Raw genomic sequence first — 25,812 nt, forward strand, 5'->3', positions numbered from 1 at the left:
ACTTTTAGGGCATGCCATGAACCAACCTTTATTTCAGCCTACCAAACACGAGGAACACTGCCCGCAGTGCGGTGCGTTGTTGCAAATAAAACAAGGCAAAAAAGGGCTGTTTCTCGGGTGTTCTGCCTATCCGCAATGTGATTACTTAAAACCGTTACAGGCTTCAAACGAAGTAAAAACCCTTAAAATATTGGAACAAACCTGCCCCCAATGTGGCCATTTATTGGCGTTAAAACAAGGGCATTTCGGCATGTTTATCGGTTGTAGCAATTATCCTGAGTGTCATTTTGTGGTGCATGAAGAAACAGAAGACGAAACGGAAGAACACGTACTTTGCCCGGAATGTAAAGAAGGGCAGTTAGTGGCGCGGCGTGGACGTGCCGGCAAGCTATTTTACGCCTGCAACCGTTTTCCGCATTGTAAGTTTTCCGTGCCAACTAAACCTTATTTAGTGGATTGCCCGCAATGCCACGGCAATTTAGCCTTATTAAAAAAACAACAGGGCGAACAACGCACTTGGCAATGTGTGAATAAAACCTGCCGCCATATTTTTACAACCGAGTAACCTCATGAATTTACAAGAGATTGTTAACCATTTAAAAAATCAGCAAGTCGTTGCCTACCCTACCGAAGCGGTTTTTGGCTTAGGTTGTAATCCAAACAGCCAAAGTGCGGTGGAAAATTTACTGGTTTTAAAACAGCGCCCCATGTCAAAAGGGCTAATTTTAATTGCGCCGAGCTTGGATTTTCTGTTGCCTTTTATAGATGAAAGCCGTTTGATGGAAGAACATTGGCAACGCTTAACCACGCAATATGATCGGCCAACGACATGGGTCGTACCGGCAAAAACAACGACACCTAAATTTCTTACCGGCGATTTTGACAGCATTGCAGTGCGCATCAGCCAACACCCTGCCGTTAAGCTGTTATGCGAACAGGCGGGCTTTGCACTCACCTCCACCAGCGCGAATTTAACCGGACGGCCCCCCTGCCGCACGGCACAAGAAGTGACACAGCAATTCGGCACGGATTTCCCGGTGCTGGATATGCCTGTGGGCGATGCAGTGAATCCATCAGAAATTCGCGACATTTTCACCAACCAAGTTTTTCGTCAAGGATAAATCATGTTATATGCCGTTTGGGGCAACCCTATCGCTCAAAGCAAGTCGCCGCAAATTCACCGCATTTTCGCCGAACAAACCGCACAAGACGTGCAATACGATGCCATGTTAGGCGATGAACAGGATTTTGAACGGCAATTATCGGCGTTTTTTGCGCAGGGTGCGGCGGGATGTAATATCACCTCGCCTTTCAAAGAACGGGCGTTCAAGCTGGCAGATGCACACAGTGAGCGTTGTCTGATGGCGGAAGCCTGCAATACGTTGAAAAAATTAGACGACGGCACACTGTATGCGGACAATACTGACGGCACAGGATTAGTGACGGATTTACAACGGTTAAATTGGCTTAAGCCGAATCAAACCCTACTCATTTTAGGCGCAGGCGGTGCCACAAAAGGCGTATTGTTACCGCTTTTACATGCACAGCAAAACATTGTGATTGCCAACCGCACTTTAGCCAAAGCGCAACAACTGGCAGAGAAATTTTCGCCTTACGGCAATATTCGTGCCGTAGAACTTGGTCAACTTCCCGCGCAATCCTTTGATGTGATTATCAATGCGACCTCCTCAGGTCTGCACGGCGGTACGATACAAATTAACGATGAGATTCTACGTGCAGCAAAAGCGGTTTACGACATGCAATATGATCGACAAAAAGACACGCCGTTTTTGGCACGCTGTGGTGCGTTAGGCGTACAAAACCGAAGCGACGGGTTTGGGATGTTATTGGCGCAGGCGGCGCATGCTTTCCATTTATGGCGTGGCGTGATGCCGAACATTGCGCCGTTATTTGAAGCCTTATAAGCGGGTCGGACTATGTTTAGTGTGCCACACACCATCGGCGATAATCAATAACATGGCGATGACCAAACAAATAAACAACGGGTAACTTTGCGCATCGATTTCTTCGCCGATTAAAAAGGAAACACCCACCATCAAACAAGGCTCCACATAGCCTAGCAACCCCAACAGGTTCATCGGCAAATGGTTACTAGCGAGAATATAGGAATTGAGTGCCGTACCGCTGATTAAACCAAGAATCAGTAATAAAACCAAAATATTCGGATTGCTTTGTTGCACTTGCGCAATATCCACCTGCCACGCAAAATAGATGCAAAAAGGCAAAAGTAGCAACATTTCTAAGAAAAACGCGGCGAGATCGGTCATATTCAGAATTCGACGTACCACAAAGTAAGTCGTGTAACCCACGCAAATCACCGAGGCCTCCCAGGAAATTTCCCCTTTCAAGACAATATTGGAAATCACCCCGACCGCAGCGATCAACACCGCCAAAAATTTAATGCGGGAAATGCGTTCTTTAAAGATAATCCGCGCAGCTGCCACCATCACCAACGGCAACAATAAATAGCCAAAGGAAACGCTAATCGAACTGCCGTTATTCGGCGCCCACAGAAACAACCACATTTGAAAGCCCATTAAGGTACTGGTGAAGATAAACGCCAAGACAAAGAGCGGTCGTTCTTGAATGCGTTTTAAATGGGCGATGATCGCCGCTTTCTGCTTAAATAACGCTACGGCAGCCGCGACAAAAGGCAAGGTAAAAACAATGCGATAGCCGAAAATATCCGTTCCGCTCAAAGGCAACAGCAAGGTAGAAATTTGGCTGTTCAACGGGCTATTTTTAATCACCACATCCGGCAACATCGCCAAGCCGCAGCCCAGCGCCACCATGGACACAATGCCTTCATGCCCCGCCACGGTGGCATAGATTTTCGGGTGTTTAATGCCTTTTTGTTTAAACCATTCTTCGATCCGCTGCCGAGCCATGCCATCTAACGGCAAAATGAAGGGAACTTGCTGCCAATTGATAGGATCTTGCTGCAATAACTGTGTCGCCGAACATGCCACACGAGGCGCAATCATCGACAACGCAATATCATTGATATAATGAAACGTCACCGCACTCGGCAATATCGGCGGTTTCCCTGCCAACGCCAAATCCACCTGTTGCGCCTGCACCAAATGTACCGCCTGCGCCGGATCGCCTGTGGTCAGTTGAATTTCCACTTTCGGATAATGCGCACGGAATTTATCCAAAATCCCCGGCAAATGGCTATACGCCGCTGTCACCGAGCAATACAGCTTGAGCTCCCCGCTAAGCTCTTCCTCTTGGCTATGCAACTGCTGCTGAAACAACAGCCAATTCTGCCATTGCTGCTGTGCAAACGCCAAAAACACCTCACCATTCGGTGTTAACGACACCTGACGATTATCCCGCCACAAAAGCTGCTGCCCCAATTCCTCTTCGATTTTTTGAATTTGGCGGGACAAGGTTGACGGCGACATATGGTGCAACGCCGCCGTTTTGGCGAAGTTTTGGGTTTGGGTGAGGGTGATGAAGATTTTGAGATCGTTAAAATTCATAATATTTGTTTTACTTAAGTTTGATTTGGGTTTCGTACTCAACGTCGTCGAGTATGAGTTCATTTTCTTTGCTTGCCCAAAGAAAACGAACCAAAAGAAAGGGCACCCCGGATAAGCCGCTTGTCCTTATTTCAACGCAATTTTCTTGACGCTAAATTTCGAACTCGCTTCGCTCAAACAAAGCGAAATTTAGCTAAAAATTGCCTTTCCATAAGGGCGTCTTACACGGGGACCCATTTTTCCGAGCATCATTCTAAAAATACGATCGATTTTAAAATCGTTATTTCAAATAAAAACACTTAAAAAATTAACCGCACTTTAACGTTAATAATACTCGGACAAATTTAGGGCCCCATCTGAACCGCCTGAGCGACTTGTAATTTTTAGGAAATTTTCGCCTGTTTGAGCCGCTTGCGGCGAGTTCGAAAATTTCCGTTAAAAAAATTACAATCAAGCGAAGAACAGCGGTGAAGCTGGGGTGTGCTTTCTTTTTGCCTACTTTTACTTTGCACAAGCAAAGAAAAAGTAGGTCGCCCTAGGGCGAAATCCCTCTCATCATATGTAATTGCAAAAACCGCAACACACAATCCCAATAATATCACTTTACGCAACACCAAAACACCCTATAATCACCCAAACCTAAACAAATACTCCCACACAAAAGGAAAACATCATGGCTAATTATTTCAATACTTTAAACTTACGCCAACAATTAGATCAATTAGGTCGTTGCCGTTTTATGGATCGCAGTGAGTTCGCAACTGAAGCGGATTTCTTGAAAGGCAAGAAAATCGTTATCGTCGGTTGCGGTGCACAAGGGTTAAACCAAGGGTTAAATATGCGTGATTCAGGTCTAGACATCAGCTACGCATTACGTCCGGAAGCCATCGCAGAAAAACGTGCGTCATTCCAACGTGCCAGTGAAAATGGCTTTAAAGTGGGCACTTATGAAGAACTTATTCCAACAGCCGATTTAGTCATTAACCTCACCCCGGACAAACAACACTCCAAAGTGGTTGCTGATGTTATGCCGTTAATGAAAAAAGGCGCGGCATTGGGCTATTCCCACGGTTTAAACATTGTTGAAGTGGGCGAACAAATCCGTCCCGACATCACCGTCGTGATGGTGGCACCAAAATGCCCGGGTACAGAAGTACGTGAAGAGTACAAACGTGGTTTTGGCGTGCCGACGTTGATCGCCGTGCACCCTGAAAATGACCCACAAGGCGAAGGTTTAGAAATTGCCAAAGCTTGGGCGGCGGCAACCGGTGGTCATCGTGCAGGCGTGTTGGAATCTTCTTTCGTGGCGGAAGTCAAATCCGACTTAATGGGTGAGCAAACCATCCTTTGCGGTATGTTGCAAGCGGGTTCTATCATTTGCTACGACAAATTAGTGGCTGACGGCAAAGATCCGGCCTATGCAGGCAAATTAGTGCAATACGGTTGGGAAACCATCACCGAAGCCTTAAAACAAGGCGGTATCACGTTGATGATGGATCGCTTATCCAACAGCGCAAAATTGCGTGCGTTCGAGTTAGCGGAACAAATCAAAGAAGAATTGGCGTTCTTATTTGCCAAACACATGGACGATATCATCAGCGGTGAATTCTCCCGTGTGATGATGGAAGACTGGGCAAACGGTGATGCCAACCTATTAAAATGGCGTGAAGAAACCGGCAAAACCGCTTTTGAAAACGCACCGAAATACGATGGCAAAATCAGCGAGCAAGAATATTTCGACCATGGCGTGTTAATGATTGCGATGGTTAAAGCCGGTGTTGAATTGGCATTCGATACCATGGTGGCCAGCGGCATTTACGAAGAATCCGCTTACTACGAGTCCTTACACGAATTGCCGTTAATCGCCAACACGATTGCGCGTAAACGTTTATATGAAATGAACGTGGTGATTTCCGACACCGCAGAATACGGTAACTACTTATTCGCTAACGTTGCCGGCCCGATTATGCAAAAAGCATTGGTGCCAACTTTACGCAAAGGCGACATCGGTGAACCGACACCAACCGTGGAAATAGACAACATCACTTTACGCGATGTGAACGATGAAATCCGCAATCATCCGGTAGAATTAATCGGTCAAGAATTGCGTGGTTACATGAAAGATATGAAACGCGTTTCATTACAAGGTTAATTAAGATATTCATCACACGAAAGCCGACAGCATTGTCGGCTTTTTTATACCTTTGATTCGATAAAAGTGCGGTCGGTTTTTCTTATAAAAAAAAGAACGAATCTTATGGATCCGTTCTTTTTATTGTTTCATTCAATCTTGAATTATTTATGTTTTTTCAAAAATTCCACGCCGGTATCCGGGAAGTCGGTAAACACACCGGTAGCGCCGGATTTATTGAGCAACGCGTCATACATTTGATTCACATCAGTAAAGAATTCAGGCAATGCATCTTTACGCACGGTGTATGGGTGCAATTCAACCTTATATTGCGCCAATTCTTTCACTAAAGGTGTATATTCAATTTTGCCCGGTTTGGATTTTTCTTTGTCAATTAACATATACCAGCCCGGCCCAACACCATCGGCATATTTCACCACTTCCGCCATGGCGCCCGGTTTGAACATCCAATCGTAATCGTAGTTCACCCATTTGCCTTTCGCATCTTTTTCTTCGGTTTCATGCCAATCGGTGTAGGCCACTAATTGAACCAATTTCAAATCCATGCCCATTTTCGGCAACAATTCGGTTTTAATGCGTTTTAACTCATTGAAATCGAAAGTTTGCAAATAAACCTTGTCGGTTTTCTTGTCATAACCGTATTTTTTCAACACATTAAGGGTTGCTGCGGCAATGTCTTTACCATTTTTGTGGTGGAACCAAGGCGCTTTAATTTCAGGATAAATCCCCACTTTTTTGCCTGTCGATTTTTCTAACCCTTGAATAAATTCAAGCTCATCTTCAAAGGTATGAATTTTGAAGTGGGATTTCCAAAGCGGGAAACGTCCCGGATAAACGGTAACTTGTTTGCCATCTTTGGTTTCAAAGTTTTCTGTCATATTCAAACTTTGAATTTCTTTCAGTGTAAAGTCGATCACATAGTAGCGACTATCTTTACGGTGACGATTCGGGAATTTTTTCGCCACATCAGTTAATCCGTCTAAGAAGTGATCATGAATTACCACTAAACGACCGTCTTTTGTCATCGCTAAATCTTGCTCCAAATAATCCGCGTGTTGGGCAAAGGCAAGGGCTTTTGATTCCAGTGTATGCTCCGGCAAATAGCCGCTGGCGCCACGATGGGCAATAATAATTTTATCCATATCATAACCTTTGTGATAATTTGCGCTACAACCGGCTAAAACGGTTGCTGCAATTAAGCTAAGGGCTAACGTTTTAAGTTTCATAAGCATTTCTCCTTGAAGATGCGGTTGATTTTGGGCTTGTTTTTTATATCCCTCCCTCCGTTTACGGAGGGAAGTGCCGAAGGGGATGTGGCCCCCTTACGTCGCTTGGCACCACCTTCCCCCGCAAGCAGGGGAAGGCAAGTTAATTTGGTAGGTTTAAAACTCCTGTAGTTGAATTTTAGTTACAAAAAAGGCGACCAATCATTTTTGCCTGTCGCCTTATTTTGCTAATTATTTAGTACCGTAGGTATCGCCTAATTTCGCTTTGTGTTTGCCTTCTTCAATCATCACGATGAAGAGTAAGATAACCGCTAAGATACCACCGCCGATCATCACGTAAAAACCGCCGTCCCAGCCGTAGTGTTGGGCTGCCCAACCGATAACTGCTGATGCAGACACGGTACCGCCTAAGTAACCGAATAAACCGGTGAACCCTGCTGCGGTACCTGCCGCTTTTTTCGGTGCAAGTTCAAGGGCGTGCAAGCCGATTAGCATTACGGGGCCGTAGATTAAGAAACCGATTAAGGTCATCAAAATAAAGTCGGTTAATTGGTATGGGTTTTCATACCATGCGCTGTAGTTTGCAAGCTCAGCTTCCGGTGTTGCAGGGTTCATCCAGTATGCGGCTACCGCTGCGGTGGTTAAAATCATGAAGATGAAACCGGTTAAGCCACGTTTACCTTTGAATACATGGTCAGATACCCAACCGCAAAGTAATGTACCCGGAACGGCCGCCAATTCATAAATGGTGTATGCCCATGCGGTACCTTTGATGTTGAAGTGTTTGACTTCACTCAAGTAAACCGGAGACCATTTCAATACGCCGTAGCGGATTAAGTAAACGAACACGTTCGCAATGGCGATGTACCATAACAATTTGTTTTTCAATACATAAGTTACGAAGATTTCTTTTGCGGTTAAGTCATTTTCGTAAGTTTTTTCGTTATAGTCATCCGGGTAGTCGTTGCGCCATTTTTCGATGGAGGGTAAACCACAAGATTGTGGGGTATCACGCATAATGAAATACACCGGAATTGCACAGATCATGGCAGCAATACCAGGATAGTATAAGGATTGTTGCCATACGTCTTTGGCTTGCGCTTCCACACCGTGTGTACTGAAGAAAATCGCACTTGCCAATAACACCATCGCACCCGGCATCATACCGCCGATGTTGTGCGCAGTATTCCAAATGGACACGATAGTGCCTCGTTCGGATTTAGACCACCAGTGCACCATGGTACGACCACATGGAGGCCAGCCCATTCCTTGGAACCAACCGTTTAAGAAGATCATCACCCACATAATGGCGATGCCGGAAGTTGCCCATGGGAACACGCCCATTAAGGTCATACATAAACCGGAGAGTAATAAACCGAACGGTAAGAATACACGCGGGTTAGAACGGTCTGACATCCCCGCCATCACGAATTTTGATAAACCATAGGCTAAACCTGCCGCAGAACCGATAACACCTAACTCAGCTTTTGTGTATAAACCGGCTTGAATTAAGCCCGGTTGCGCCAAGTCAAAGTTTGCACGCACAAAATAATAAGCAGCGTAGCCAAAAAAGATCCCGGCAAATACCTGCCAACGAAGACGTTTATAGGTGGAATCAATTTTGTCTGCCGGCAACTCCGCAATGTGTGGAGCCGGTTTAAATGGACCAAACATAAAATTCTCCAAATGTTCATTAAGTCAAATTGTCTTTTATGAAGAGCACGATGGAATAATAAAAGAAATCCAAAAACAGAAAAGAATATTTATGGGATTTTGTGAGAAGTATCACAAAAATACCTGTCATTTGATTGTATGCGAAATGATAAAGCGCAAAAACCCAAAAGAAATATTCCTTTTTGCGCATAAAATGTAGGGGAATATGGGAATAAATAATTAGTTTTAGTTTTTTGGCAAAGAAAAAGTGCGGTTGTTTTTCAAGGTGTTTTTTGAGGAGAATATGAAACGATAAGACGAAAAGGTTTCCGTCTTATTCATGCTGGATGGCATTATTTTAAGCGCTGCCGCACGATTTCAAATAAACATACGCCGGTGGCAACGGAAACATTGAGAGAAGAAACGGAACCCATCATTGGAATGCTGATTAATTGGTCGCAGTGTTCGCGGGTTAAACGACGCATTCCCTCGCCTTCCGCGCCCATCACCAGGGCTAATGCGCCGGTCAGTTTGGTTTGATACAGAGTTTCCGTAGTTTCGCCCGCGGTGCCGACAACCCACACATTATGCCGTTTCTGCAATTCACGCAAGGTGCGGGCAAGGTTGGTCACACGAATAAGCGGCACATTTTCCGCCGCACCGCACGCCACTTTACGCGCGGTGGAATTCAATTGCGCCGATTTATCTTTCGGCACAATCACCGCATTCACGCCCGCTGCATCGGCAGTACGCAGACAGGCACCCAAGTTATGCGGATCCGTCACGCCGTCCAATACCAACAATAAAGGTGCTTTTTGCTGTTCCAGCAAACGATCCAAATCATGCTCGTTTAATTCCGGTAAGGAATGCACGCGCGCAATAATGCCTTGATGCACTTCGCCTTCGGCTTTTTTATCCAAAGTTTGACGGTTTAAAAATTGAACGGAAATCCCCAACCGCTGAATTTCATTAATTAACGGTTGCAAACGTTGATCATCGCGCCCTTTTAGCACCCAGACTTCAATTAAACGCTCCGGATAATGGGTCACAAACGCCTTAACGGCGTGGATACCATAAATGGTTTCACTCATGCTTTGTTCTTCGCCTTCTTATTCTTAGCTGCGGCTTGCGGGTTCGTTTTAGAAACGCCATTATTTTTGACCGCACTTTTCTGTGGTTTCGTTTTTTTCTTTTCAACGGGTTGCTTTTTCGGTGACTTTTTAGAGGCTTCGGTTTCGGCTTTCTTCGCTTTGGTTCTCGCCGTTTTGCCACTGCGTCTTGGTTTACGTTCACTGTCAATCAGGGCAAAATCAATTTGTTTTTGTTCCAGATTCACCGCGTCCACCCGTACTTTCACGGCATCACCGATACGGAAAATCATGCCGCTGTTTTCGCCGATAAGGCGTTGTTTCGGCATATCGAATAAGTAGTAATCATTAGCCAAACCGGAAATATGCACTAATCCATCAATAAACAAATCATTTAAACGGACAAAAAAGCCGAAACCGGTGACGGAAGAAATGACGCCTTCAAATTCTTCACCCACATGGTCTTGCATGTATTCGCATTTTAGCCAATCGGCGACTTCACGGGTGGCATCATCGGCACGGCGCTCCGTCGAAGAGCAATGCGCGCCAAAGACATCCATTTCATCAAGTTGATAATGATACCCACCGGTGTCGGTAGTTTTACGTTTAGAGCCCTTTTGTTTCGCCAATAAATATTTGATGCCACGATGTAACGTCAAATCGGGATAACGACGAATCGGCGAGGTGAAATGGGCATATTCTTCTAGCGCCAAACCGAAGTGCCCGATGTTGTCGGCGCTATAAATCGCTTGACTCATAGAACGTAGCAACATGGTTTGAATCAATTCGTGATCCGGGCGTGGTTTAATCTGTTCAAGTAGCTGCGCATAATCCGTCGGTGTCGGTTTATTCCCACCGGATAGACTCAAGCCACATTCCGCCAAGAAACTGCGAAATGCCGTGAGTTTTTCTTCACTTGGTACGGCATGAATGCGGTATAGCGCCGGTTCTTGATGTTTCTCCATGAAGTTAGCAGACGCAATATTTGCCAAAATCATACATTCTTCAATGATTTTATGGGCATCGTTACGCACGACCGGCTCAATCCGCTCAATGCGACCTAAAGCATTGAAAATAAATTTGCTTTCAATGGTTTCAAATTCGATGGCGCCGCGCTGTTGGCGGGCTTTCACCAACGTCTGATACATATCGTGCAGATCTTGCAAATGAGGCACTAACGAGGCGTAACGTTCACAAAGTGCGGTGTCTTTTTCCAGTATTTTTGCCACTTTGTTATAAGTTAAACGGGCATGGGAATTCATCACCGCTTCGTAAAATTGGTAATCTGTCATTTTGCCTTTATCAGAGAGCGTGATTTCACACACCATGCATAGGCGATCCACTTGTGGATTTAACGAGCATAAGCCGTTGGAGAGTTTCTCCGGTAACATCGGCACGACGCGATTTGGGAAATAGACGGAATTGCCTCGATTATAGGCCTCCGTGTTCAATACGCTTTTCGGTCGAACGTAATAGCTTACATCAGCAATAGCCACCCAAAGCTTCCAACTTTTGCCTTGTTTTTGTTTTTGGCAAAATACCGCATCGTCAAAATCACATGCATCTTCGCCGTCAATGGTCACTAAGGGCAAGTCACGCAAATCTACACGGCCACGCTTAGCCTCTTCAGGCACGTCTTCAGCCCATTTTTTAAGTTGTTTTTCCACCGCACTTGGGAATACATGAGGAATGTCATGCTTGCGAATGGCAATTTCTACTTCCATGCCTTTAGCCATATTGTCACCGAGCACTTCGGTGATTTTGCCGATAGGCTGGAAGAACGGCGCTGTGCGCGGATGGAGTTCCACCACAACAACTTGCCCCATGCGAGCACCAAGACGAGCGTTATCAGGGATTAAAATATCGCGAGTAATACGACTGTCGTCCGGCACCACATAACCGATGCCTTGTTCGAAGAAAAAGTGGCCGACAATTTGTTTTTTATTGGCTTCCAATACGCGCACAATACGCACTTCCGGACGACCTTTGCGGTCAAAGCCATTTGGTTGTGCCAACACATAATCGCCGTGCATGACTTTTTGCATTTGTACGTTGGGAATAAAAAAGTCTTCTTTTTTTCCTTCAACGTGTAAAAAACCAAAACCTTCTCGATGCCCAATCACCATGCCTTTAAGCAAATCTAGCTTTTCCGGTAGGGCATAGCATTTGCGTTTGGTGAACACCAACTGCCCGTCGTTTTCCATGGCGCGTAAACGACGACGCATGGCTTCTTGTTGTTCTCCTTCGGAAATGCCCAAGGCAGCAAAAATTTCCTCTCTACTCATAGGAGAATTTTGCTCACGGATAATCTGCAAAATAAATTCACGACTTGGAATCGGATTGTCATATTTCGCTAATTCTTTTGCGTAATTCGGATCTTTTGGGGGGGATTTTCGAGTTTTTCTCGCCATATTTTTTGATCATTAACATTAAAGTGCGGTCAGTTTACACCCTGTTTTGACTAAAGCAAGGGAAATGATGTAGCAACTCATGTATATCAAAGGTAAAAATCTGCAGATTCAATATTATTTCAACCTTACCAAGCAGATTTTTTGCCGTATTCAGGCAAAATTTTCTGTTATAACCTCTCATTTTTTGGTACATTTAGCACAATTTTTTGACGCTCAAAAGTGAGCATTCTTTTTTCAATTCAGTTTAACGGAATTCCTATGTTATTTAAAAAAATTCGCGGTTTATTTTCTAATGATCTTTCCATCGACCTTGGTACGGCAAACACGCTAATTTATGTAAAAGGCCAAGGCATTGTACTTGATGAACCTTCCGTTGTGGCTATTCGTCGCGATCGCAGCGGCTCCCTCAAAAGCATTGCTGCCGTAGGTAAAGAGGCTAAACAAATGTTAGGGCGTACACCGAAAAGCATTGAGGCTATTCGTCCAATGAAAGACGGTGTTATCGCCGACTTCTTCGTTACCGAAAAAATGTTGCAATATTTCATCAAACAAGTACACAGTGGTAACTTCATGCGCCCTAGCCCGCGCGTATTAATTTGCGTTCCTGCCGGAGCCACCCAAGTGGAACGTCGTGCTATTAAAGAATCTGCAATCGGTGCTGGCGCTCGCGAAGTGTATTTAATTGAAGAACCGATGGCCGCGGCAATCGGTGCGAGATTACCGGTTTCCACCGCCATAGGTTCCATGGTTATCGACATCGGTGGTGGTACGACAGAAGTCGCGGTGATTTCCTTAAACGGCATTGTGTATTCTTCTTCCGTACGCATCGGTGGTGACAGTTTCGATGAAGCCATCGTGTCTTATGTACGTAAAAACTTTGGTTCCATTATCGGTGAACCGACTGCCGAACGTATTAAACAAGAAATCGGTATCGCCTACATTCAAGAAGGCGATGAAATCAAAGAAATGGAAATTCACGGTTCTAATATTGCGGAAGGTGCGCCACGTTCTATCACCTTAACCTCCCGTGATATCTTAGAAGCCATCCAACAGCCATTAAGCGGCATTGTCGCGGCTGTTCGCACCGCATTAGAAGAATGTCAACCTGAACACGCCGCTGATATTTTCGAGCGCGGTATGGTATTAACCGGCGGTGGTGCATTATTACGTAATATTGACGTACTATTAACGAAAGAATCCGGCGTACCGGCCATTGTTGCGGAAGATCCGTTAATCTGCGTGGCTCGTGGGGGCGGTGAAGCTCTCGACATGATCGATATGCACGGCGGTGATATTTTCAGCGATGAAATCTAATTAAGCTAAATATAAAAGTGCGGTCAATTTTTACCGCACTTTTATTTCGTTGGAATTGTCGATAATGAAACCTATTTTTGGTACCCCCCCCCCTCTAGGATTAAAACTCTTTCTTGCAATCATCGCATCCATCGGTTTAATCCTATCTGACGGTCAGACCAACACAATGATCCAAACCCGCGGTTTTCTAGAAACTGCGGTGGGGAGCCTTTATTATCTTGCCAACACACCTCGTACCGTACTTGATGAGGTTTCTGATAACTTGGTGGACACTAACAAACTGCAAATCGAAAATAAGGTATTAAAAGAACAATTACGGGAAAAAAATGCAGATTTGTTGTTATTAGATCAACTTAAAGTTGAAAATCAACGCCTACGTCTTTTACTAAATTCACCATTGCGCATTGATGAATATAAAAAAATTGCCGAAATTCTCACTGCAGAAACAGATGTTTATCGTCAACAAGTGGTCATTAACCAAGGTCAAAAAGACGGCGCTTATGTCGGTCAGCCTGTAATTGATGAAAAAGGTGTAGTAGGACAAATTATTTCCGTAGGTGAAAATACCAGCCGCATTCTATTAATTACCGATGTTACCCATGCCATTCCAGTACAGGTATTACGCAACGATGTACGTTTAATTGCCAATGGAACAGGACACAGTGATGAATTGACGTTAGATAACGTGCCTCGTTCTGTGGACATCATCAAAGGTGACTTGCTGGTCACTTCCGGGCTAGGAGGGCGTTTTTTAGAAGGTTACCCTGTTGCCATCGTAGAATCTGTTTCTCGAGATGGTCAGAATTATTTTGCCACCGTCACCGCCAAGCCATTGGCATCTATTGATAAATTACGTTATGTGCTCTTATTATGGCCAACCAATGAAGATATGCGTAAAGTGAAATCCCTCACACCGGAAGATGTGCGCAAAACAGTAAAACAACGCCTTGATAATCAAGGAAATGAAGCCAATAAAGTGAAAAAGACTGTGGTACCGGAAGACAATGATAATAACAATCCTCCGCCAACAGATGATACACCACAAGATCCGCCAGCAGACACGTCCGGTGAGATAAATGTACCGGCGCCCGTCATGTCTAATGAACAACATAAAGAGGAAGACTAATGCAAGGTCGTTTTATCTTTCAATGCTTAGTTCTTAGCTCTATTTTTATTATCGCCTTGGTTATGGAAATTGCCCCTTGGCCAGTGGGATTCCAAAGTTTCAAACCGGCATGGATCGTACTGGTTTTTACTTACTGGGCATTATCCATTCCCCATAAAGTTAGTATTGGTTGGGCATTTATTATCGGTATTATTTGGGATATGGTACTCGGCTCCACGCTTGGTGTACACGCCCTAGTGATGTCCATGTTTGCTTACTTAATCACTGCCGGCCACTTAATTTTGCGTAATATGTCTTTATGGATGCAAAGTTTATTGATTGTCGCTTTCGTCTTTGCCATTCGCTTAAGTATCTTCTTCATCGAATTTCTGCTTCATAGTGCTACTTTTAACTGGCAGGAAATCTTTGGTTCACTGGCTAGCGGTGTGTTATGGCCTTGGGTTTTCTTATTGCTGAGAAAAGTCCGCCGTCAATTGAATTTAGGCGAATAAGCCCTGTCCCGGCTTAGCATTTTTTGAAATCCAATTAATTTTTTGACCGCACTTTATCCCCAATCAGACTTTCCTAATCACGCTCCTTAAGGTAGCTTTTATTTACAAACAAAAAAGGCTTGGAAACCCAAGCCTTTTCTTTTGGTTTGCGAAATTATTCACCCAAACGCTCTTTAATACGAGCCGCTTTACCGGAAAGCGCGCGTAAGTAGTAAAGTTTTGCTTTACGTACAGCACCTTTACGTTTCACTACGATGCTCTCTACAACCGGAGAGTGGGTTTGGAATACACGCTCAACGCCAACACCGTTGGAGATTTTGCGCACAGTAAATGCGGAATGCAAGCCACGGTTACGAATTGCAATAACCACGCCTTCGAACGCTTGCAAACGACGTTTGCTACCTTCAACAACCCATACTTTAACTTCTAATGTGTCGCCCGGACGGAAGCTAGGTACGTTTTGTTTTAATTGTTCTTGTTCAAGTTGTTTAATGATGTTAGACATTTTAATAATCCTTAATCCTAGAATTAACTGATATCTTGCTTCATATTTTAATCAATTTACCGCGTGACTACGCTTCGTCGTACTAGATGTACTGCCTTCAGTTTGCCACTTGTATCTTGATTAAACTATTTTGCAAAAGACTGCCGATATTCGGCTTGCGCCTGTTTTAACAGCTTACGTTGTTCGTCAGTCAGAGCTAGGCCTTCCAGTAGCTCAGGGCGTCGTAACCATGTTCTCAATAACGATTGTTTTAACCGCCATTTGCGAATTTCCTCATGGTGTCCCGACATCAGCACGGGTGGCACGGTTAATCCGTCAAGCACTTCAGGGCGCGTATAATGCGGGCAATCCAGTAACCCGTCAGCAAACGAATCTTCCTCTGCGGAAGCTTGTTTACCAAGCACTCCGGGGATAAAACGGGCAACTGCGTCAATTAACGTCATTGCCGGTAATTCACCGCCGGTGAGGACATAATCACCTACCGACCATTCTTCATCAACAACCGTTTCAATCAAACGCTCGTCAATGCCTTCATATCGGCCGCATAACAAAATCAATTTCTGATTCTGCGCTAATTGCTCTACGCCTTGCTGATCGAGTTTACGACCTTGTGGCGAGAGATAAATCACTTTTGCACCTTCGCCTGCCGCAGCCTTCGCCGAATCAATAGCATCCTTTAACGGTTGCACCATCATCAGCATTCCCGGGCCTCCGCCATAAGGACGGTCATCCACGGTTTTGTGCTTATCGTGTGTGAAATCTCTTGGATTCCAGCACTGCACTTGCAACAGACTTTGCTTAACAGCCCTGCCGGTTACCCCGTATTCCGTAATTGCTTTAAACATTTCAGGGAACAGACTTATTACCCCAATCCACATAATTTAGCCTTAACTTTTGAGCCTTATGTTAATGTTACCGCAAAGCGCTACGGCATACCTGAGATTAGAAACCAGCGTCCCAATCCACTGTAATTGTCTTAGTGGCGAGATCGACTCTTTTAACTACTTGTTCATACAAAAACGGAATTAACCGCTCTTGTTTTCCGAAAGCATCTTTTACGTTGGCTTTTACCACCAATACATCATTGGAACCGGTTTCCATCATTTCGGTTACGGTTCCCATGGCATAACCTTCCAAATTCACCACCGCACAACCGATTAAATCGTGCCAGTAGTAATCCTCTTCTTCCAGTTGTGGAAATACCGATAAATCGACACCGATTTCCACATTGCCCAGGACTTGCGCTGCTTCACGATCATCCACGCCTTTTAATTTAACGATCAGTTCGTGATTATGATGACGCCAGTTTTCCAGTTCGGTCTGCTGCCACTGCCCTTTGATTTTTAAAAACCAAGGTTGATAATCAAAGATACTTTCAGCTTGTTCTGTGGATGAGTAAATACGTAACCAACCACGAATACCATAAGTCGAACCTAATTTGCCGACAGTTTCGATTCTTTGTTGTTGCATATTCATCACCTCAAAAAAGTAAAATTACGCGGCTTTTTGCGCTTCTTTTACTAAACTCGCAACGCGATCGGACAATGAAGCACCTTGGCTAACCCAGTGGTTAACACGGTCTAAATTGATACGAACACGTTCTGCATTGCCTTGTGCGATTGGATTGAAGAAACCAATACGCTCAATGAAACGACCGTCACGTGGTGAACGGCTGTCAGCAACTACGATTTGGTAAAATGGGCGTTTTTTAGCTCCGCCACGAGATAAACGAATGGTTACCATAACCTTCCTCTAATAATTTGATTACAAAAAGAAAACCCTCAAATATCGAAAGTTAAATGAGAGTTAAACTTACTTTTTTCTCTGTATATATAGACAAAAAGCCTGTGGATTGTACTCTTTTCCCTGTAAAAAGCAAGATGAAATCCATGTTCGGGCTTTATTAGAAAGGAATTTTTAAAGCAAATCGGCGATAAAGTGCGGTCATTTTTTATGACGTTTTTACAGACCCAATGCTTGCTTAATCAACTGCTCTTTTACCAATCCCATTTTATCGGTCGCACTCAACCCTAAACCGCGAACCCATTTTTTCAGCGGATGATCGCCGCTAAATAAGTCTTTTAAGCCTTGCATAACAAGCAACATCTTGGCCGCTTCAACCTTTCGGTTACGCTCATAATGGCGTAAATAACGGTATTCGCCAAAATCCACGCCTAATTGTTCATTGGCTAAAATAGCTTGCGCCAACATTTTCGCATCTTGAAAACCTAAATTTACGCCAAGCCCCGCCAATGGATGAATGGTATGGGCGGCATCGCCAATTAATGCTATCCGATTTTGCGCGAAGTTACGGGCATAGCGAGCGGTTAATTTAAACGTGTAGCGCTTACTTTGTAGCTGACACAAACCCAATTTATGATCGAAAGCGACAGTGAGTTTTTTATTAAATTCGGATGTCTCACAATGTAGCAAATAATCCGCCTGTTCCGGTGGCAAAGACCATACGATAGAACAATAATGCTCCTGAGCCAAAGGCAGAAATGCCAACACACCATCCGAGCTAAACACTTGGCGCGCGCAATGCGTGTGCGGTTGCTCCGTTTGCACATGACACACCAACGCAGAATGCCCATAATCACGAAACGTCAGCGGAATATCCGCTTGCTTGCGTACCCAAGAATTCGCACCATCTGCGCCCACCACTAATTTTGCCGACAACATTTGTCCATCTTCCAAGGTCAGAATAGCATTACGATCAGTGACGCCTAAACTGCGCGGAAGTGCAGTCACAAAATCCACCGGATTTTGAACGTCAGCGCGGCTAACGGAGCGAACAACCGAACCGGATTCGGTTCTGAGTAAAATTTCATGTGTTTTTTGTTGTGCCACCCGTTCCCATAACGCCTGACGAATTAACTCGTTTTCTACGATATGTCCCAGTTGTGGTACACCTAAACCCTGTGTATTGAATTCAATTTTGGCGAAACTATCCCGTTCCCACACATACATAGCATCATAAGGCGCAACCCGTTGTTGTGCGATACGTTGCCATGCGCCCAATTCCTCCAACCATTGGCTGCTGGCAAGATTTAACGCACTGACACGCGGGCTGAATTGCTCAAGGGAAAACCCTTTTGGCGGATTAGACTCAATAATTGCGATACTTAACCCGCTTGATTGCAACGCGGCAGCAAGCGCCAAGCCTGTCATGCCACCGCCAATAATCACCACATCAAATGTTTTCATATTAAATCCACCCTAGCGTCGGTTTTGCAAAGGCCTGACGTAACCAAGAAGATTGAGCAAGCGCCATTAACCCCAAATTACGCGCAATTTGTAACGGCAATAAGTTATTGGCAAAAATTGATAATAGATTATCAGTGAAATGAATCATTTGACGCTGATCCTGTTGACGATGTTGTTCATAGGCTTGCAAAACCGAATAGGCCCCCAGGTCTTGTTCCGCTATAAAGGCGCCACTTAGCATATTGGCCAACTGCATAATATCGCGAATACCCAAATTAAACCCTTGTCCCGCCACCGGATGAAGCGTCTGCGCGGCATTGCCCACCAAGGCAACACGCTCCTGAATGTGTTGCGAAGCGCGCGATAAACTCAGCGGATAACTAAAACGGCGGCTACAACGGGTAAATTTACCTAAGCGCCATCCAAACGTACGTTGTACGGCATTTAAAAATGCCTTGTCATCGAGTGCCAATAAAGGCTCCGGATCACGGACGCACCATACCAATGACATCAAATTATCGCCAATCGGCAACAATGCAATGGGGCCTTCGGCAGTAAAACGTTCAAAAGCGCGATGGTGATGAGGTTGTTGCGTTTCCACATTGGCAATAATGGCGGTTTGACCATAGTCATGCAAAATTTCTTGTGAAATATTGACCGCACTTGCCACCGCCGAACGACTTCCGTCTGCACCAACAACTAATTTCGTACTTAATTTTTGATGGTTATCCAAGGTGATCTCAACCTGCTCCGCACAACGTTCAATCTGCTGTACGGAATGTGGCGCAAAATAGTCAATGTTGGCATATTGTCCAATGGCATTGAGTAGATATTGCCCCACTTGATTTAAAGCAATCGTGGCGCCCAACTGTTCAAGGTGGAATTCCGACGCGTTAAATTCTACGATGCCGCTATGGCCTTTGTCGGAAATGTGAATCTGCTTAATAGGCGTGGTAATAGGTTGAATGTAATCCCACAGAGAATGTTGGGACGGTAATTGAATATGGCTGAAATGACGACAACTACCGGCAGATAAGGCGATATGACGGGCATCAAAACCGTTTTTTTGTCCGTTTTGTGACGGAGACTGTAGTGGCTGTTTTTCAATCACCGCAATGTGCATTCGACCTCGCGTCAGTGATGCCAACGCCAATGCTAAAGTTGCACCGGACATCGCCCCGCCAACAATCACCACATCATACTTCATCGCCTCTTCCTTCCTTAAGCCTGCGCATCCGCCATTAATTTTTCAATGTCGGCAATTTCTTTCGGCACCGCAGAGGTGAGATTTTTGTTGCCGTAGTCAGTGATCAACAAATCGTCTTCAATACGAATGCCAATGCCTTTGTATTGCTCCGGAATATCAGCGCCTTTAGATAAATACAATCCCGGCTCTACGGTGATCACCATGCCCGGCTCCAAAGTGCGGTTACGATTTTCACCATATTCGCCCACATCATGTACATCCAAGCCAAGCCAATGCCCTAAACCGTGCATATAAAATTCACGATACGCTTTTTGTTCGATTAATTCATCTACGTCGCCTTTCAGAATGCCTAAACGCACTAAACCTTCGGTTTTAATACGAATGACTTCTTCGTTCGCTTTCGCAATGGAACTGCCTGGTACCAACAATTCAATGGCACGTTTTTGCGCTTGTAGCACAATCTCATAGATCGCTTTTTGCGCCTCGCTAAATTTGCCATTCACTGGAAAAGTACGGGTAATATCGCCTGCATACATGGCAAATTCGCAGCCCGCATCAATAAGCACCAAATCGCCGTCGCGCAACGGCATATCATTTTCCGAATAATGCAAAATACAGGCGTTTTCACCACCGGCAATAATGCTGTTATAGGAAGGATAACGCGCGCCGAAGCGATTAAATTCATGCAGAATATCGTTTTCCACCTCATATTCCAAACGGTTCGGGCGGGTTTGTTGCATGGCCTTAATGTGTGCAAGCGCGCTGATTTGCCCCGCTTGTTGCATCAGCGCAATTTCATTTTCCGATTTGAACAGGCGCATTTCACCGAGCATCGGCTTCCAATTAAAAACACTCAAAAAATCCACCGCACTTTGTTCCAGGAAGGCATCGCCCCAAGGCTGTTGCTTCGGTGCATAATAAAGTACGGTCTGTTTTTGCGCTAAATTTTTAAACTGCGGTACAAACTCGTCGATGGCGTAAGCGGCATCCACCAACAAGGTTTGCGGTGCATTGTCCACGCCAAGACGGCGTCCATTCCAAATTTCCAGTAATTTATCGGACAGGCGTACAAAAATGATCGCCTGCTGTTCACCCTGCTGTTTACGCAATAACAATGCCGAATTCGGCTCATTAAAACCGGTTAAATACCAGAAATAGCTGTCTTGACGGAAAGGATAATCACAGCCGTCATTGCGGCGGCGTTCAATATCGGAAAATACTAAAAACAGGGAATCGTCCTGCATTTGTTCAAAAACCTTGGCACGGCGTTGAGCAAATTCTTCCTTAGGTAACGCCGCCATGTATGCGAGATCCATATTGTGTCCTTATTAATGTAACGTCGGTTGTTTGTCTTCTTGTTTGGTGAAATGGGTAAAAAACAAGGTGGCGATGGTACGCACATATTCCACGATCTCTTCCACCGCTTGTGCCAGTTCCTCCGGATCATCATCTTCTTCGTATCCTAACTGGCAAATGTCATGTAAATCGTCCACCGCTTCACCAATGTCGCCTTTTTCTTTATCCAAATGCGGTTGTGCCAATCCTAAACCGAGCAAAAAGTGGTTCGACCATTCCGCCAAGCCATCCGCCAATTCAAACACATTATCCGTTTCCAGCAGGCAAAGTTCGAAATCAAAACTTTCGTTATCAGCCAAATCTCGGCGGGTTTGCTGATAAATGTCGGTAATTTGCGTTAAAAGTGTGGTTGGATAGGCGTGGTTATCATTCGTGAATTGATAAAGCAACGGTTGCCAACTTTGATCTTGAATCCCACCGCAAATTAAGCCGCTTAAAAAACCGTGTAATTCAGCAGCAGAAAGCGGGATGCCGGCTTGTTGGAGTTGTTGATTCAGATTTTGATAAGAAATTGTTGTCATTGAAATTATCCTTGTTGAAATTGCCCTTAGTTTATCACTCTTCACGGTAGGCAACCAGTTTAGAAATTGGCAAGTTTTCCCGCCTATGGCATAATGCGCACAGTTTTAATTAACGAGTTTGGGGCAAAAAATGTCATCTAAAAGTATTGAATTATCCGTATTGGGACAGTTGTTACGCTTAAATTGTCCGGAAGAACAACACGAAGCATTGCGTAATGCCGCCCGCGAATTAGATCAACGCGTGTCAGAAATGAAAGAACGTACCGGAATTTTGCAAGTTGACAAAGTGCTTTCCATCGTTGCCTTAAATTTAAGTTTTGAGTTGATGCAAGAGCAACAAAAAACGCATTTAATTGAAGATGTCTTGAAAAATAAAATCCTCCGACCACTCGATCATTCACTTGAAAATATCACCGGTCAAAAGCTCAATTCCTATTGATTTTATAGGCATTTCGGATAACTAAAAGTAATGTGACAAAATGAATTATTGCTAGTCATTAAGTGTAATTTCGAGTAGTATTAAATAAAAGAATTTCCTGAGGTGTTCGCCAGTGGGTTACGTCCCTGAGCCGATACTTTTAATTTTATGAATTGGTTTCCTGTCATTGGTGTGCAGGCTTAGCTCGACTAAGAAGCCTAAAAATGATTTCAACCAATTCCCTTGAACCGTAGGGTTCAAGGACCGACCACCTACAACGGCACCTCGGGTTCCTCTCCGATACAATATCTATGCAAACACTGCCCTCAACCGCTGAACTGCGTCAGCAACTTCGCCAACACATTCGAAAAACGCGCCAAAATTTGACCGCACTTCAGCAACAACAAGCCGCCCAACGCATTACCCAACAAGCCCTTTCGTTCATTAAACAACATCAAGCGCGCAATATTGCCCTGTATCTTGCCGTGGATGGCGAAATTGCTACACAACCGCTCATTGAACAATTATGGCAACAGGGCAAAAACGTTTATTTACCGGTGTTGCACCCATTTCGTAAAGGGCATTTGCTATTTTTGCGTTATTTGCCCGACACGCCTATGAAACAAAATAAATACGGGATTTTTGAACCGCACTTAAATGTACAAAATGTGCTTCCGCTTGAGCAATTGGATGTGATCTTCACGCCGTTGGTCGCCTTTGATAAGCAGGGAAACCGTCTAGGCATGGGAGGGGGATTTTACGATCGTACGTTGCAACATTGGCAACAGCAACGTTTCATTCCAGTAGGTTTAGCGCATCAATGTCAGCAGGTGGATGCTTTACCCGTTGAAAGCTGGGATATGCCGTTAGAGCGAATCTTTGTGGGCTAAAAAATAAAACCTCCGACTTGTCGGAGGTTTTTTTGTTCGGTTATTGCGTTGCGCTAGGGGCTTTGAGTTCCGGCTCTTTTGGTTTTTCCGGCTCATCAAATTTTTTGCCTTCATTGGCGGCAATGATTTGCGCTGTTTGATCCGCCAACTGTTTTAAATTCATTCTTTCATAAGATTCTTTCATTAACGGCAACGCATCTAATGTGGCTTGTGTGTCCGGATACAGCTTCAACATAGAAACCACGCGGTTGGCTGTCGCCACGTAAGCATCCCGTTTGAAATAAAACTTCGCAATATCTAGTTCATGACGCGCAAGGCTAGCTTTAATATATGCCATACGTGCCAACGCATCAGGCGTGTAAGGGCTATTCGGGAAGTGTTGCACCAAGGTTTGGAAATTGGCAAATGCGGTTTTAATGGACGTATTCTCACGGGTTGCACGATCCACACCGAAGAAATCTTGGAAGAAATTATCACCCAACGCGGAATTGGTTAACCCCGCCATATACAAGGCATAATCTAAATGGCGGCTGTTAGGAAAACGTTGAATAAAGCGGTCAACGGTAACTAACGTTTCGGTGTAATCTTGTGATTTATAGTAAGCATAAATCAAATTTAATTGCACCTGTTCACTATAAGAGCTACCCGGGAAACGATTGTTTACTGCCGTTAAATAACGGATTGCTTGACTATAATCCCCTTCTTGCAAATAGTTTTGCCCGATACTGTATAAGGTTTGCTCCGGCGCTTGTTCTACATCTTGCTTTGAACCGGAACATGCGGTCACCGCCAACGCCATAGCGGTAAGCAATGCAAAGGATTTAAGTTTACGCATTGAATAGAATCCTTATTTTTACGAAAAATGAGAAATGAGTTACAATTGCCCGATATTGTATAGAACATTGCTAAATAAGCAAACTTGATTAACGGATTTTTTATTTATGGCACAAATTACTCTCTCGGCAACCGTGCAACCACAACAAATGGGGCAACGCTTAGACCAAACCTTGGCGGAATTGTTCCCCGACTACTCCCGCTCCCGTTTGAAGACTTGGATCGAGGACGATTTAGTGCTGGTCAATGGGGTCGTGCAAAATGTGCCGCGTACCAAAGTTTACGGCGATGAACACATCGAGATTACCGTAGAAATTGAAGATGAAACCCGTTTCGAGCCGGAAAATATTCCGTTAAATATCGTTTATGAAGATGATGATATTCTCGTCATTAACAAACCGAAAGATCTGGTGGTTCACCCCGGCGCAGGCAACCCCAAAGGTACGGTGCTCAACGCTCTGCTTTATCATTACCCGCAAATTGCCGAAGTGCCGCGCGCTGGCATTGTACATCGCTTAGATAAAGACACCACGGGCTTAATGGTCGTCGCCAAAACCATTCCCGCGCAAACCCAGTTAGTACGTGATCTGCAAAAACGCAAAATCACCCGCGAATATGAAGCCGTTGCCTGCGGCATTATGACCAAAGGCGGTACCGTAGATGAGCCTATGGCACGCCACCCTACCAAACGCACGCACATGGCGGTACATCCTATGGGTAAACCTGCCGTCACCCACTATCGTATTATGGAACGCTTCCGCGATTACACCCGCCTACGTTTACGTTTAGAAACCGGACGTACCCACCAAATCCGTGTACATATGGCGCATCTTGCCCACCCGTTATTAGGCGATCAAACCTACGGCGGCCGTCCCCGCCCACCGAAAAATGCAAGCGAGGAGTTGATGAACGTCCTGCGAAATTTCAAGCGTCAGGCGTTGCACGCTATAATGTTACGTTTACAACACCCGATCAGTGGTGAAATGATGGAATGGTACGCGCCGTTACCGGAAGATTTTGTGGCATTAATCACCGCGCTGAAAGCGGATTACGTGTTACACAAAGACGAATTGGATTATTAATATGCAAGCCATCAAACCGAACTGGAACGCACCTCAACAGATTCAGGCATTCACTACCCTGCGCCATGGCGGTGTGAGCCTTGCGCCTTATGACAGTTTTAATTTGGGTGATCATGTAGGGGATGATAAAAACGCCGTGAAAATCAACCGCACTTTATTGGTGGAGAAATTCCATTTGCCGCAAATGCCGTTGTTCTTAAAGCAAACTCATAGCACGCGCGTATTAACCCTGCCTTATGACGGAGAAGATATCAATGCCGATGCGGTTTACACCAACCAACCAAATCAAGTGTGTTTGGTGATGACTGCCGATTGTCTGCCCGTGTTATTCACTAATAAACAAGGCACGGAAGTGGCCGCTGCCCATGCCGGTTGGCGTGGATTATGCGATGGCGTATTGGAACAAACCGTCGCTAAATTTGAATGCCCGCATGAAGACATCTTAGCGTGGTTCGGACCGGCTATTGGCCCAACGGCATTCCAAGTGGGGCAAGACGTTATCGATCAATTTGTTGCCCAAGATCCCCAAGCCACATCCGCCTTTATCGCAGATCCGAAAGCGAAAGACAAATTCCTCGGCAACCTTTACCAAATCGCTATGCAACGTCTCAACGCTCTCGGTATTACCCAAATCAGTGGCGGCGAACACTGCACTTATCTTGAAACGGAGAACTTCTTTTCTTATCGAAGAGATAATGCCACTGGAAGAATGGCGTCAGTGATTTGGATTGAGGATTAACAGATCAGGCATCAAGGTGGTGCACGTTTTCCAACGCATGCCTTTTATATCAATAAATTCATCACTGCACACACTAGGAAATGCGC

Annotated in this window: 25 protein-coding genes and 1 other RNA gene; 12 read left to right on the forward strand and 14 right to left on the reverse strand. The window is 44.8% G+C overall.

The annotated features are described in order from the left end of the window. The first annotated feature begins 16 nt into the window (after nucleotides 1–16). The 3 genes from EL144_RS05245 to aroE are packed head-to-tail and all read left to right on the forward strand — an operon-like array spanning nucleotide 17 to nucleotide 1,925. Nucleotides 17–565, forward strand: coding sequence for a DNA topoisomerase family protein (locus EL144_RS05245; protein WP_032995449.1), 549 nt, complete (start codon nucleotides 17–19; stop codon nucleotides 563–565). A 4-nt stretch (nucleotides 566–569) separates the two neighbouring features. Further along, a complete protein-coding gene (locus EL144_RS05250) occupies nucleotides 570–1,121 on the forward strand; it encodes a Sua5/YciO/YrdC/YwlC family protein (RefSeq protein ID WP_005704979.1) in 552 nt (183 codons plus the stop codon). 3 nt (nucleotides 1,122–1,124) lie between these two features. Further along, nucleotides 1,125–1,925, forward strand: a complete 801-nt coding sequence (gene aroE, locus EL144_RS05255; RefSeq protein WP_005704977.1) for a shikimate dehydrogenase — start codon at nucleotides 1,125–1,127, stop codon at nucleotides 1,923–1,925. Here aroE and ilvY read toward each other — a convergent pair. Then, nucleotides 1,920–3,569, reverse strand: coding sequence for an HTH-type transcriptional activator IlvY (ilvY, locus tag EL144_RS11770; RefSeq protein ID WP_407923676.1), 1,650 nt, complete (start codon nucleotides 3,567–3,569; stop codon nucleotides 1,920–1,922). The genes aroE and ilvY overlap by 6 nt on opposite strands. 610 nt (nucleotides 3,570–4,179) lie before the next feature. On the opposite strand from ilvY, the gene ilvC reads away from it, so the two are divergent. Then, nucleotides 4,180–5,658 carry a ketol-acid reductoisomerase gene (gene ilvC, locus EL144_RS05265; protein ID WP_005704974.1) on the forward strand — a complete coding sequence of 493 codons (1,479 nt, stop codon included), beginning with the start codon at nucleotides 4,180–4,182 and terminating at the stop codon, nucleotides 5,656–5,658. A gap of 143 nt (nucleotides 5,659–5,801) precedes the next feature. Here ilvC and glpQ read toward each other — a convergent pair whose 3' ends face one another. From glpQ to rnr, 4 genes are all read right to left on the reverse strand, one after another. Further along, nucleotides 5,802–6,884 (reverse strand): glycerophosphodiester phosphodiesterase, encoded by a 1,083-nt coding sequence (glpQ, locus tag EL144_RS05270; protein ID WP_005704973.1) that lies wholly within the window; start codon nucleotides 6,882–6,884, stop codon nucleotides 5,802–5,804. Between the two features lie 231 nt (nucleotides 6,885–7,115). Continuing rightward, on the reverse strand, nucleotides 7,116–8,558 hold the full coding sequence (glpT, locus tag EL144_RS05275; protein WP_005704972.1) for a glycerol-3-phosphate transporter: 1,443 nt from the start codon (nucleotides 8,556–8,558) through the stop codon (nucleotides 7,116–7,118). Nucleotides 8,559–8,890: 332 nt separating this feature from the next. Beyond that, complete coding sequence (rlmB, locus tag EL144_RS05280) at nucleotides 8,891–9,628, reverse strand: 23S rRNA (guanosine(2251)-2'-O)-methyltransferase RlmB (RefSeq protein ID WP_005564538.1); 738 nt, start codon at nucleotides 9,626–9,628, stop codon at nucleotides 8,891–8,893. Continuing rightward, the gene (rnr, locus tag EL144_RS05285) at nucleotides 9,625–12,036 is read right to left on the reverse strand and encodes a ribonuclease R (RefSeq protein WP_050332946.1); all 2,412 of its coding nucleotides are present in this window, start codon (nucleotides 12,034–12,036) and stop codon (nucleotides 9,625–9,627) included. Before rnr ends, rlmB begins: the two co-directional genes overlap by 4 nt. Nucleotides 12,037–12,294: 258 nt before the next feature. Here rnr and EL144_RS05290 point away from each other — a divergent pair, with 258 nt between their 5' ends. From EL144_RS05290 to mreD, 3 genes are all read left to right on the forward strand, one after another. Next, nucleotides 12,295–13,350, forward strand: coding sequence for a rod shape-determining protein (locus tag EL144_RS05290; RefSeq protein ID WP_005701752.1), 1,056 nt, complete (start codon nucleotides 12,295–12,297; stop codon nucleotides 13,348–13,350). 64 nt (nucleotides 13,351–13,414) lie between these two features. Continuing rightward, complete coding sequence (gene mreC, locus EL144_RS05295; protein ID WP_005704966.1) at nucleotides 13,415–14,476, forward strand: rod shape-determining protein MreC; 1,062 nt, start codon at nucleotides 13,415–13,417, stop codon at nucleotides 14,474–14,476. After that, nucleotides 14,476–14,967: a rod shape-determining protein MreD gene (gene mreD / locus EL144_RS05300; protein ID WP_005701754.1), complete on the forward strand. Its 492-nt coding sequence runs from the start codon at nucleotides 14,476–14,478 to the stop codon at nucleotides 14,965–14,967. Before mreC ends, mreD begins: the two co-directional genes overlap by 1 nt. A gap of 154 nt (nucleotides 14,968–15,121) precedes the next feature. Here the strand turns inward: mreD and rplS are convergent, their stop codons facing one another. The 8 genes from rplS to EL144_RS05340 form a co-directional block, all read right to left on the reverse strand. Next, a complete protein-coding gene (rplS, locus tag EL144_RS05305; protein WP_005701755.1) occupies nucleotides 15,122–15,472 on the reverse strand; it encodes a 50S ribosomal protein L19 in 351 nt (116 codons plus the stop codon). 125 nt (nucleotides 15,473–15,597) lie between these two features. Then, nucleotides 15,598–16,350 carry a tRNA (guanosine(37)-N1)-methyltransferase TrmD gene (gene trmD, locus EL144_RS05310; RefSeq protein ID WP_032995424.1) on the reverse strand — a complete coding sequence of 251 codons (753 nt, stop codon included), beginning with the start codon at nucleotides 16,348–16,350 and terminating at the stop codon, nucleotides 15,598–15,600. 64 nt (nucleotides 16,351–16,414) lie between these two features. Beyond that, nucleotides 16,415–16,942 carry a ribosome maturation factor RimM gene (rimM, locus tag EL144_RS05315; protein WP_032995421.1) on the reverse strand — a complete coding sequence of 176 codons (528 nt, stop codon included), beginning with the start codon at nucleotides 16,940–16,942 and terminating at the stop codon, nucleotides 16,415–16,417. Between the two features lie 24 nt (nucleotides 16,943–16,966). Beyond that, nucleotides 16,967–17,215: a 30S ribosomal protein S16 gene (gene rpsP / locus EL144_RS05320; protein WP_005704963.1), complete on the reverse strand. Its 249-nt coding sequence runs from the start codon at nucleotides 17,213–17,215 to the stop codon at nucleotides 16,967–16,969. A 219-nt stretch (nucleotides 17,216–17,434) separates the two neighbouring features. Beyond that, on the reverse strand, nucleotides 17,435–18,679 hold the full coding sequence (locus EL144_RS05325) for an FAD-dependent monooxygenase (RefSeq protein WP_005704962.1): 1,245 nt from the start codon (nucleotides 18,677–18,679) through the stop codon (nucleotides 17,435–17,437). A gap of 1 nt (nucleotide 18,680) precedes the next feature. Next, a complete protein-coding gene (gene ubiH, locus EL144_RS05330) occupies nucleotides 18,681–19,886 on the reverse strand; it encodes a 2-octaprenyl-6-methoxyphenyl hydroxylase (protein ID WP_005704961.1) in 1,206 nt (401 codons plus the stop codon). A 14-nt stretch (nucleotides 19,887–19,900) separates the two neighbouring features. Continuing rightward, on the reverse strand, nucleotides 19,901–21,202 hold the full coding sequence (gene pepP, locus EL144_RS05335) for a Xaa-Pro aminopeptidase (protein ID WP_032995420.1): 1,302 nt from the start codon (nucleotides 21,200–21,202) through the stop codon (nucleotides 19,901–19,903). A gap of 12 nt (nucleotides 21,203–21,214) precedes the next feature. Beyond that, complete coding sequence (locus tag EL144_RS05340) at nucleotides 21,215–21,763, reverse strand: YecA/YgfB family protein (RefSeq protein ID WP_005704959.1); 549 nt, start codon at nucleotides 21,761–21,763, stop codon at nucleotides 21,215–21,217. Between the two features lie 130 nt (nucleotides 21,764–21,893). On the opposite strand from EL144_RS05340, the gene EL144_RS05345 reads away from it, so the two are divergent. The 3 genes from EL144_RS05345 (at nucleotide 21,894) to EL144_RS05355 (ending at nucleotide 23,071) form a co-directional block, all read left to right on the forward strand. After that, entirely contained in the window at nucleotides 21,894–22,202 is a 309-nt protein-coding gene (locus tag EL144_RS05345; protein ID WP_005701766.1) for a cell division protein ZapA, read from the forward strand. A gap of 91 nt (nucleotides 22,203–22,293) precedes the next feature. Continuing rightward, a non-coding RNA gene (gene ssrS / locus EL144_RS05350) (6S RNA) lies at nucleotides 22,294–22,477 on the forward strand. Nucleotides 22,478–22,492: 15 nt separating this feature from the next. Next, complete coding sequence (locus EL144_RS05355) at nucleotides 22,493–23,071, forward strand: 5-formyltetrahydrofolate cyclo-ligase (protein ID WP_005704958.1); 579 nt, start codon at nucleotides 22,493–22,495, stop codon at nucleotides 23,069–23,071. 40 nt (nucleotides 23,072–23,111) lie between these two features. Here EL144_RS05355 and EL144_RS05360 read toward each other — a convergent pair whose 3' ends face one another. After that, complete coding sequence (locus EL144_RS05360) at nucleotides 23,112–23,906, reverse strand: outer membrane protein assembly factor BamD (RefSeq protein WP_005704957.1); 795 nt, start codon at nucleotides 23,904–23,906, stop codon at nucleotides 23,112–23,114. Nucleotides 23,907–24,012: 106 nt separating this feature from the next. On the opposite strand from EL144_RS05360, the gene rluD reads away from it, so the two are divergent. Then, on the forward strand, nucleotides 24,013–24,987 hold the full coding sequence (rluD, locus tag EL144_RS05365; RefSeq protein ID WP_005704956.1) for a 23S rRNA pseudouridine(1911/1915/1917) synthase RluD: 975 nt from the start codon (nucleotides 24,013–24,015) through the stop codon (nucleotides 24,985–24,987). 1 nt (nucleotide 24,988) lies between these two features. Continuing rightward, the gene (gene pgeF / locus EL144_RS05370) at nucleotides 24,989–25,726 is read left to right on the forward strand and encodes a peptidoglycan editing factor PgeF (RefSeq protein WP_005704954.1); all 738 of its coding nucleotides are present in this window, start codon (nucleotides 24,989–24,991) and stop codon (nucleotides 25,724–25,726) included. Nucleotides 25,727–25,812: the final 86 nt, after the last annotated feature.

This window comes from Aggregatibacter aphrophilus ATCC 33389 (assembly GCF_900636915.1).
In the GTDB taxonomy this organism is placed as follows: domain Bacteria; phylum Pseudomonadota; class Gammaproteobacteria; order Enterobacterales; family Pasteurellaceae; genus Aggregatibacter; species Aggregatibacter aphrophilus.

Coding starts and splice junctions, on each gene's coding strand:
- EL144_RS05245 (WP_032995449.1), top strand. CDS start 17: ATGAACCAACCTTTATTTCAGCCTACCAAACACGAGGAACACTGCCCG.
- EL144_RS05250 (WP_005704979.1), top strand. CDS start 570: ATGAATTTACAAGAGATTGTTAACCATTTAAAAAATCAGCAAGTCGTT.
- aroE (WP_005704977.1), top strand. CDS start 1,125: ATGTTATATGCCGTTTGGGGCAACCCTATCGCTCAAAGCAAGTCGCCG.
- ilvY (WP_407923676.1), bottom strand. CDS start 3,569: ATGAACTCATACTCGACGACGTTGAGTACGAAACCCAAATCAAACTTA.
- ilvC (WP_005704974.1), top strand. CDS start 4,180: ATGGCTAATTATTTCAATACTTTAAACTTACGCCAACAATTAGATCAA.
- glpQ (WP_005704973.1), bottom strand. CDS start 6,884: ATGAAACTTAAAACGTTAGCCCTTAGCTTAATTGCAGCAACCGTTTTA.
- glpT (WP_005704972.1), bottom strand. CDS start 8,558: ATGTTTGGTCCATTTAAACCGGCTCCACACATTGCGGAGTTGCCGGCA.
- rlmB (WP_005564538.1), bottom strand. CDS start 9,628: ATGAGTGAAACCATTTATGGTATCCACGCCGTTAAGGCGTTTGTGACC.
- rnr (WP_050332946.1), bottom strand. CDS start 12,036: ATGGCGAGAAAAACTCGAAAATCCCCCCCAAAAGATCCGAATTACGCA.
- EL144_RS05290 (WP_005701752.1), top strand. CDS start 12,295: ATGTTATTTAAAAAAATTCGCGGTTTATTTTCTAATGATCTTTCCATC.
- mreC (WP_005704966.1), top strand. CDS start 13,415: ATGAAACCTATTTTTGGTACCCCCCCCCCTCTAGGATTAAAACTCTTT.
- mreD (WP_005701754.1), top strand. CDS start 14,476: ATGCAAGGTCGTTTTATCTTTCAATGCTTAGTTCTTAGCTCTATTTTT.
- rplS (WP_005701755.1), bottom strand. CDS start 15,472: ATGTCTAACATCATTAAACAACTTGAACAAGAACAATTAAAACAAAAC.
- trmD (WP_032995424.1), bottom strand. CDS start 16,350: ATGTGGATTGGGGTAATAAGTCTGTTCCCTGAAATGTTTAAAGCAATT.
- rimM (WP_032995421.1), bottom strand. CDS start 16,942: ATGCAACAACAAAGAATCGAAACTGTCGGCAAATTAGGTTCGACTTAT.
- rpsP (WP_005704963.1), bottom strand. CDS start 17,215: ATGGTAACCATTCGTTTATCTCGTGGCGGAGCTAAAAAACGCCCATTT.
- EL144_RS05325 (WP_005704962.1), bottom strand. CDS start 18,679: ATGAAAACATTTGATGTGGTGATTATTGGCGGTGGCATGACAGGCTTG.
- ubiH (WP_005704961.1), bottom strand. CDS start 19,886: ATGAAGTATGATGTGGTGATTGTTGGCGGGGCGATGTCCGGTGCAACT.
- pepP (WP_032995420.1), bottom strand. CDS start 21,202: ATGGATCTCGCATACATGGCGGCGTTACCTAAGGAAGAATTTGCTCAA.
- EL144_RS05340 (WP_005704959.1), bottom strand. CDS start 21,763: ATGACAACAATTTCTTATCAAAATCTGAATCAACAACTCCAACAAGCC.
- EL144_RS05345 (WP_005701766.1), top strand. CDS start 21,894: ATGTCATCTAAAAGTATTGAATTATCCGTATTGGGACAGTTGTTACGC.
- EL144_RS05355 (WP_005704958.1), top strand. CDS start 22,493: ATGCAAACACTGCCCTCAACCGCTGAACTGCGTCAGCAACTTCGCCAA.
- EL144_RS05360 (WP_005704957.1), bottom strand. CDS start 23,906: ATGCGTAAACTTAAATCCTTTGCATTGCTTACCGCTATGGCGTTGGCG.
- rluD (WP_005704956.1), top strand. CDS start 24,013: ATGGCACAAATTACTCTCTCGGCAACCGTGCAACCACAACAAATGGGG.
- pgeF (WP_005704954.1), top strand. CDS start 24,989: ATGCAAGCCATCAAACCGAACTGGAACGCACCTCAACAGATTCAGGCA.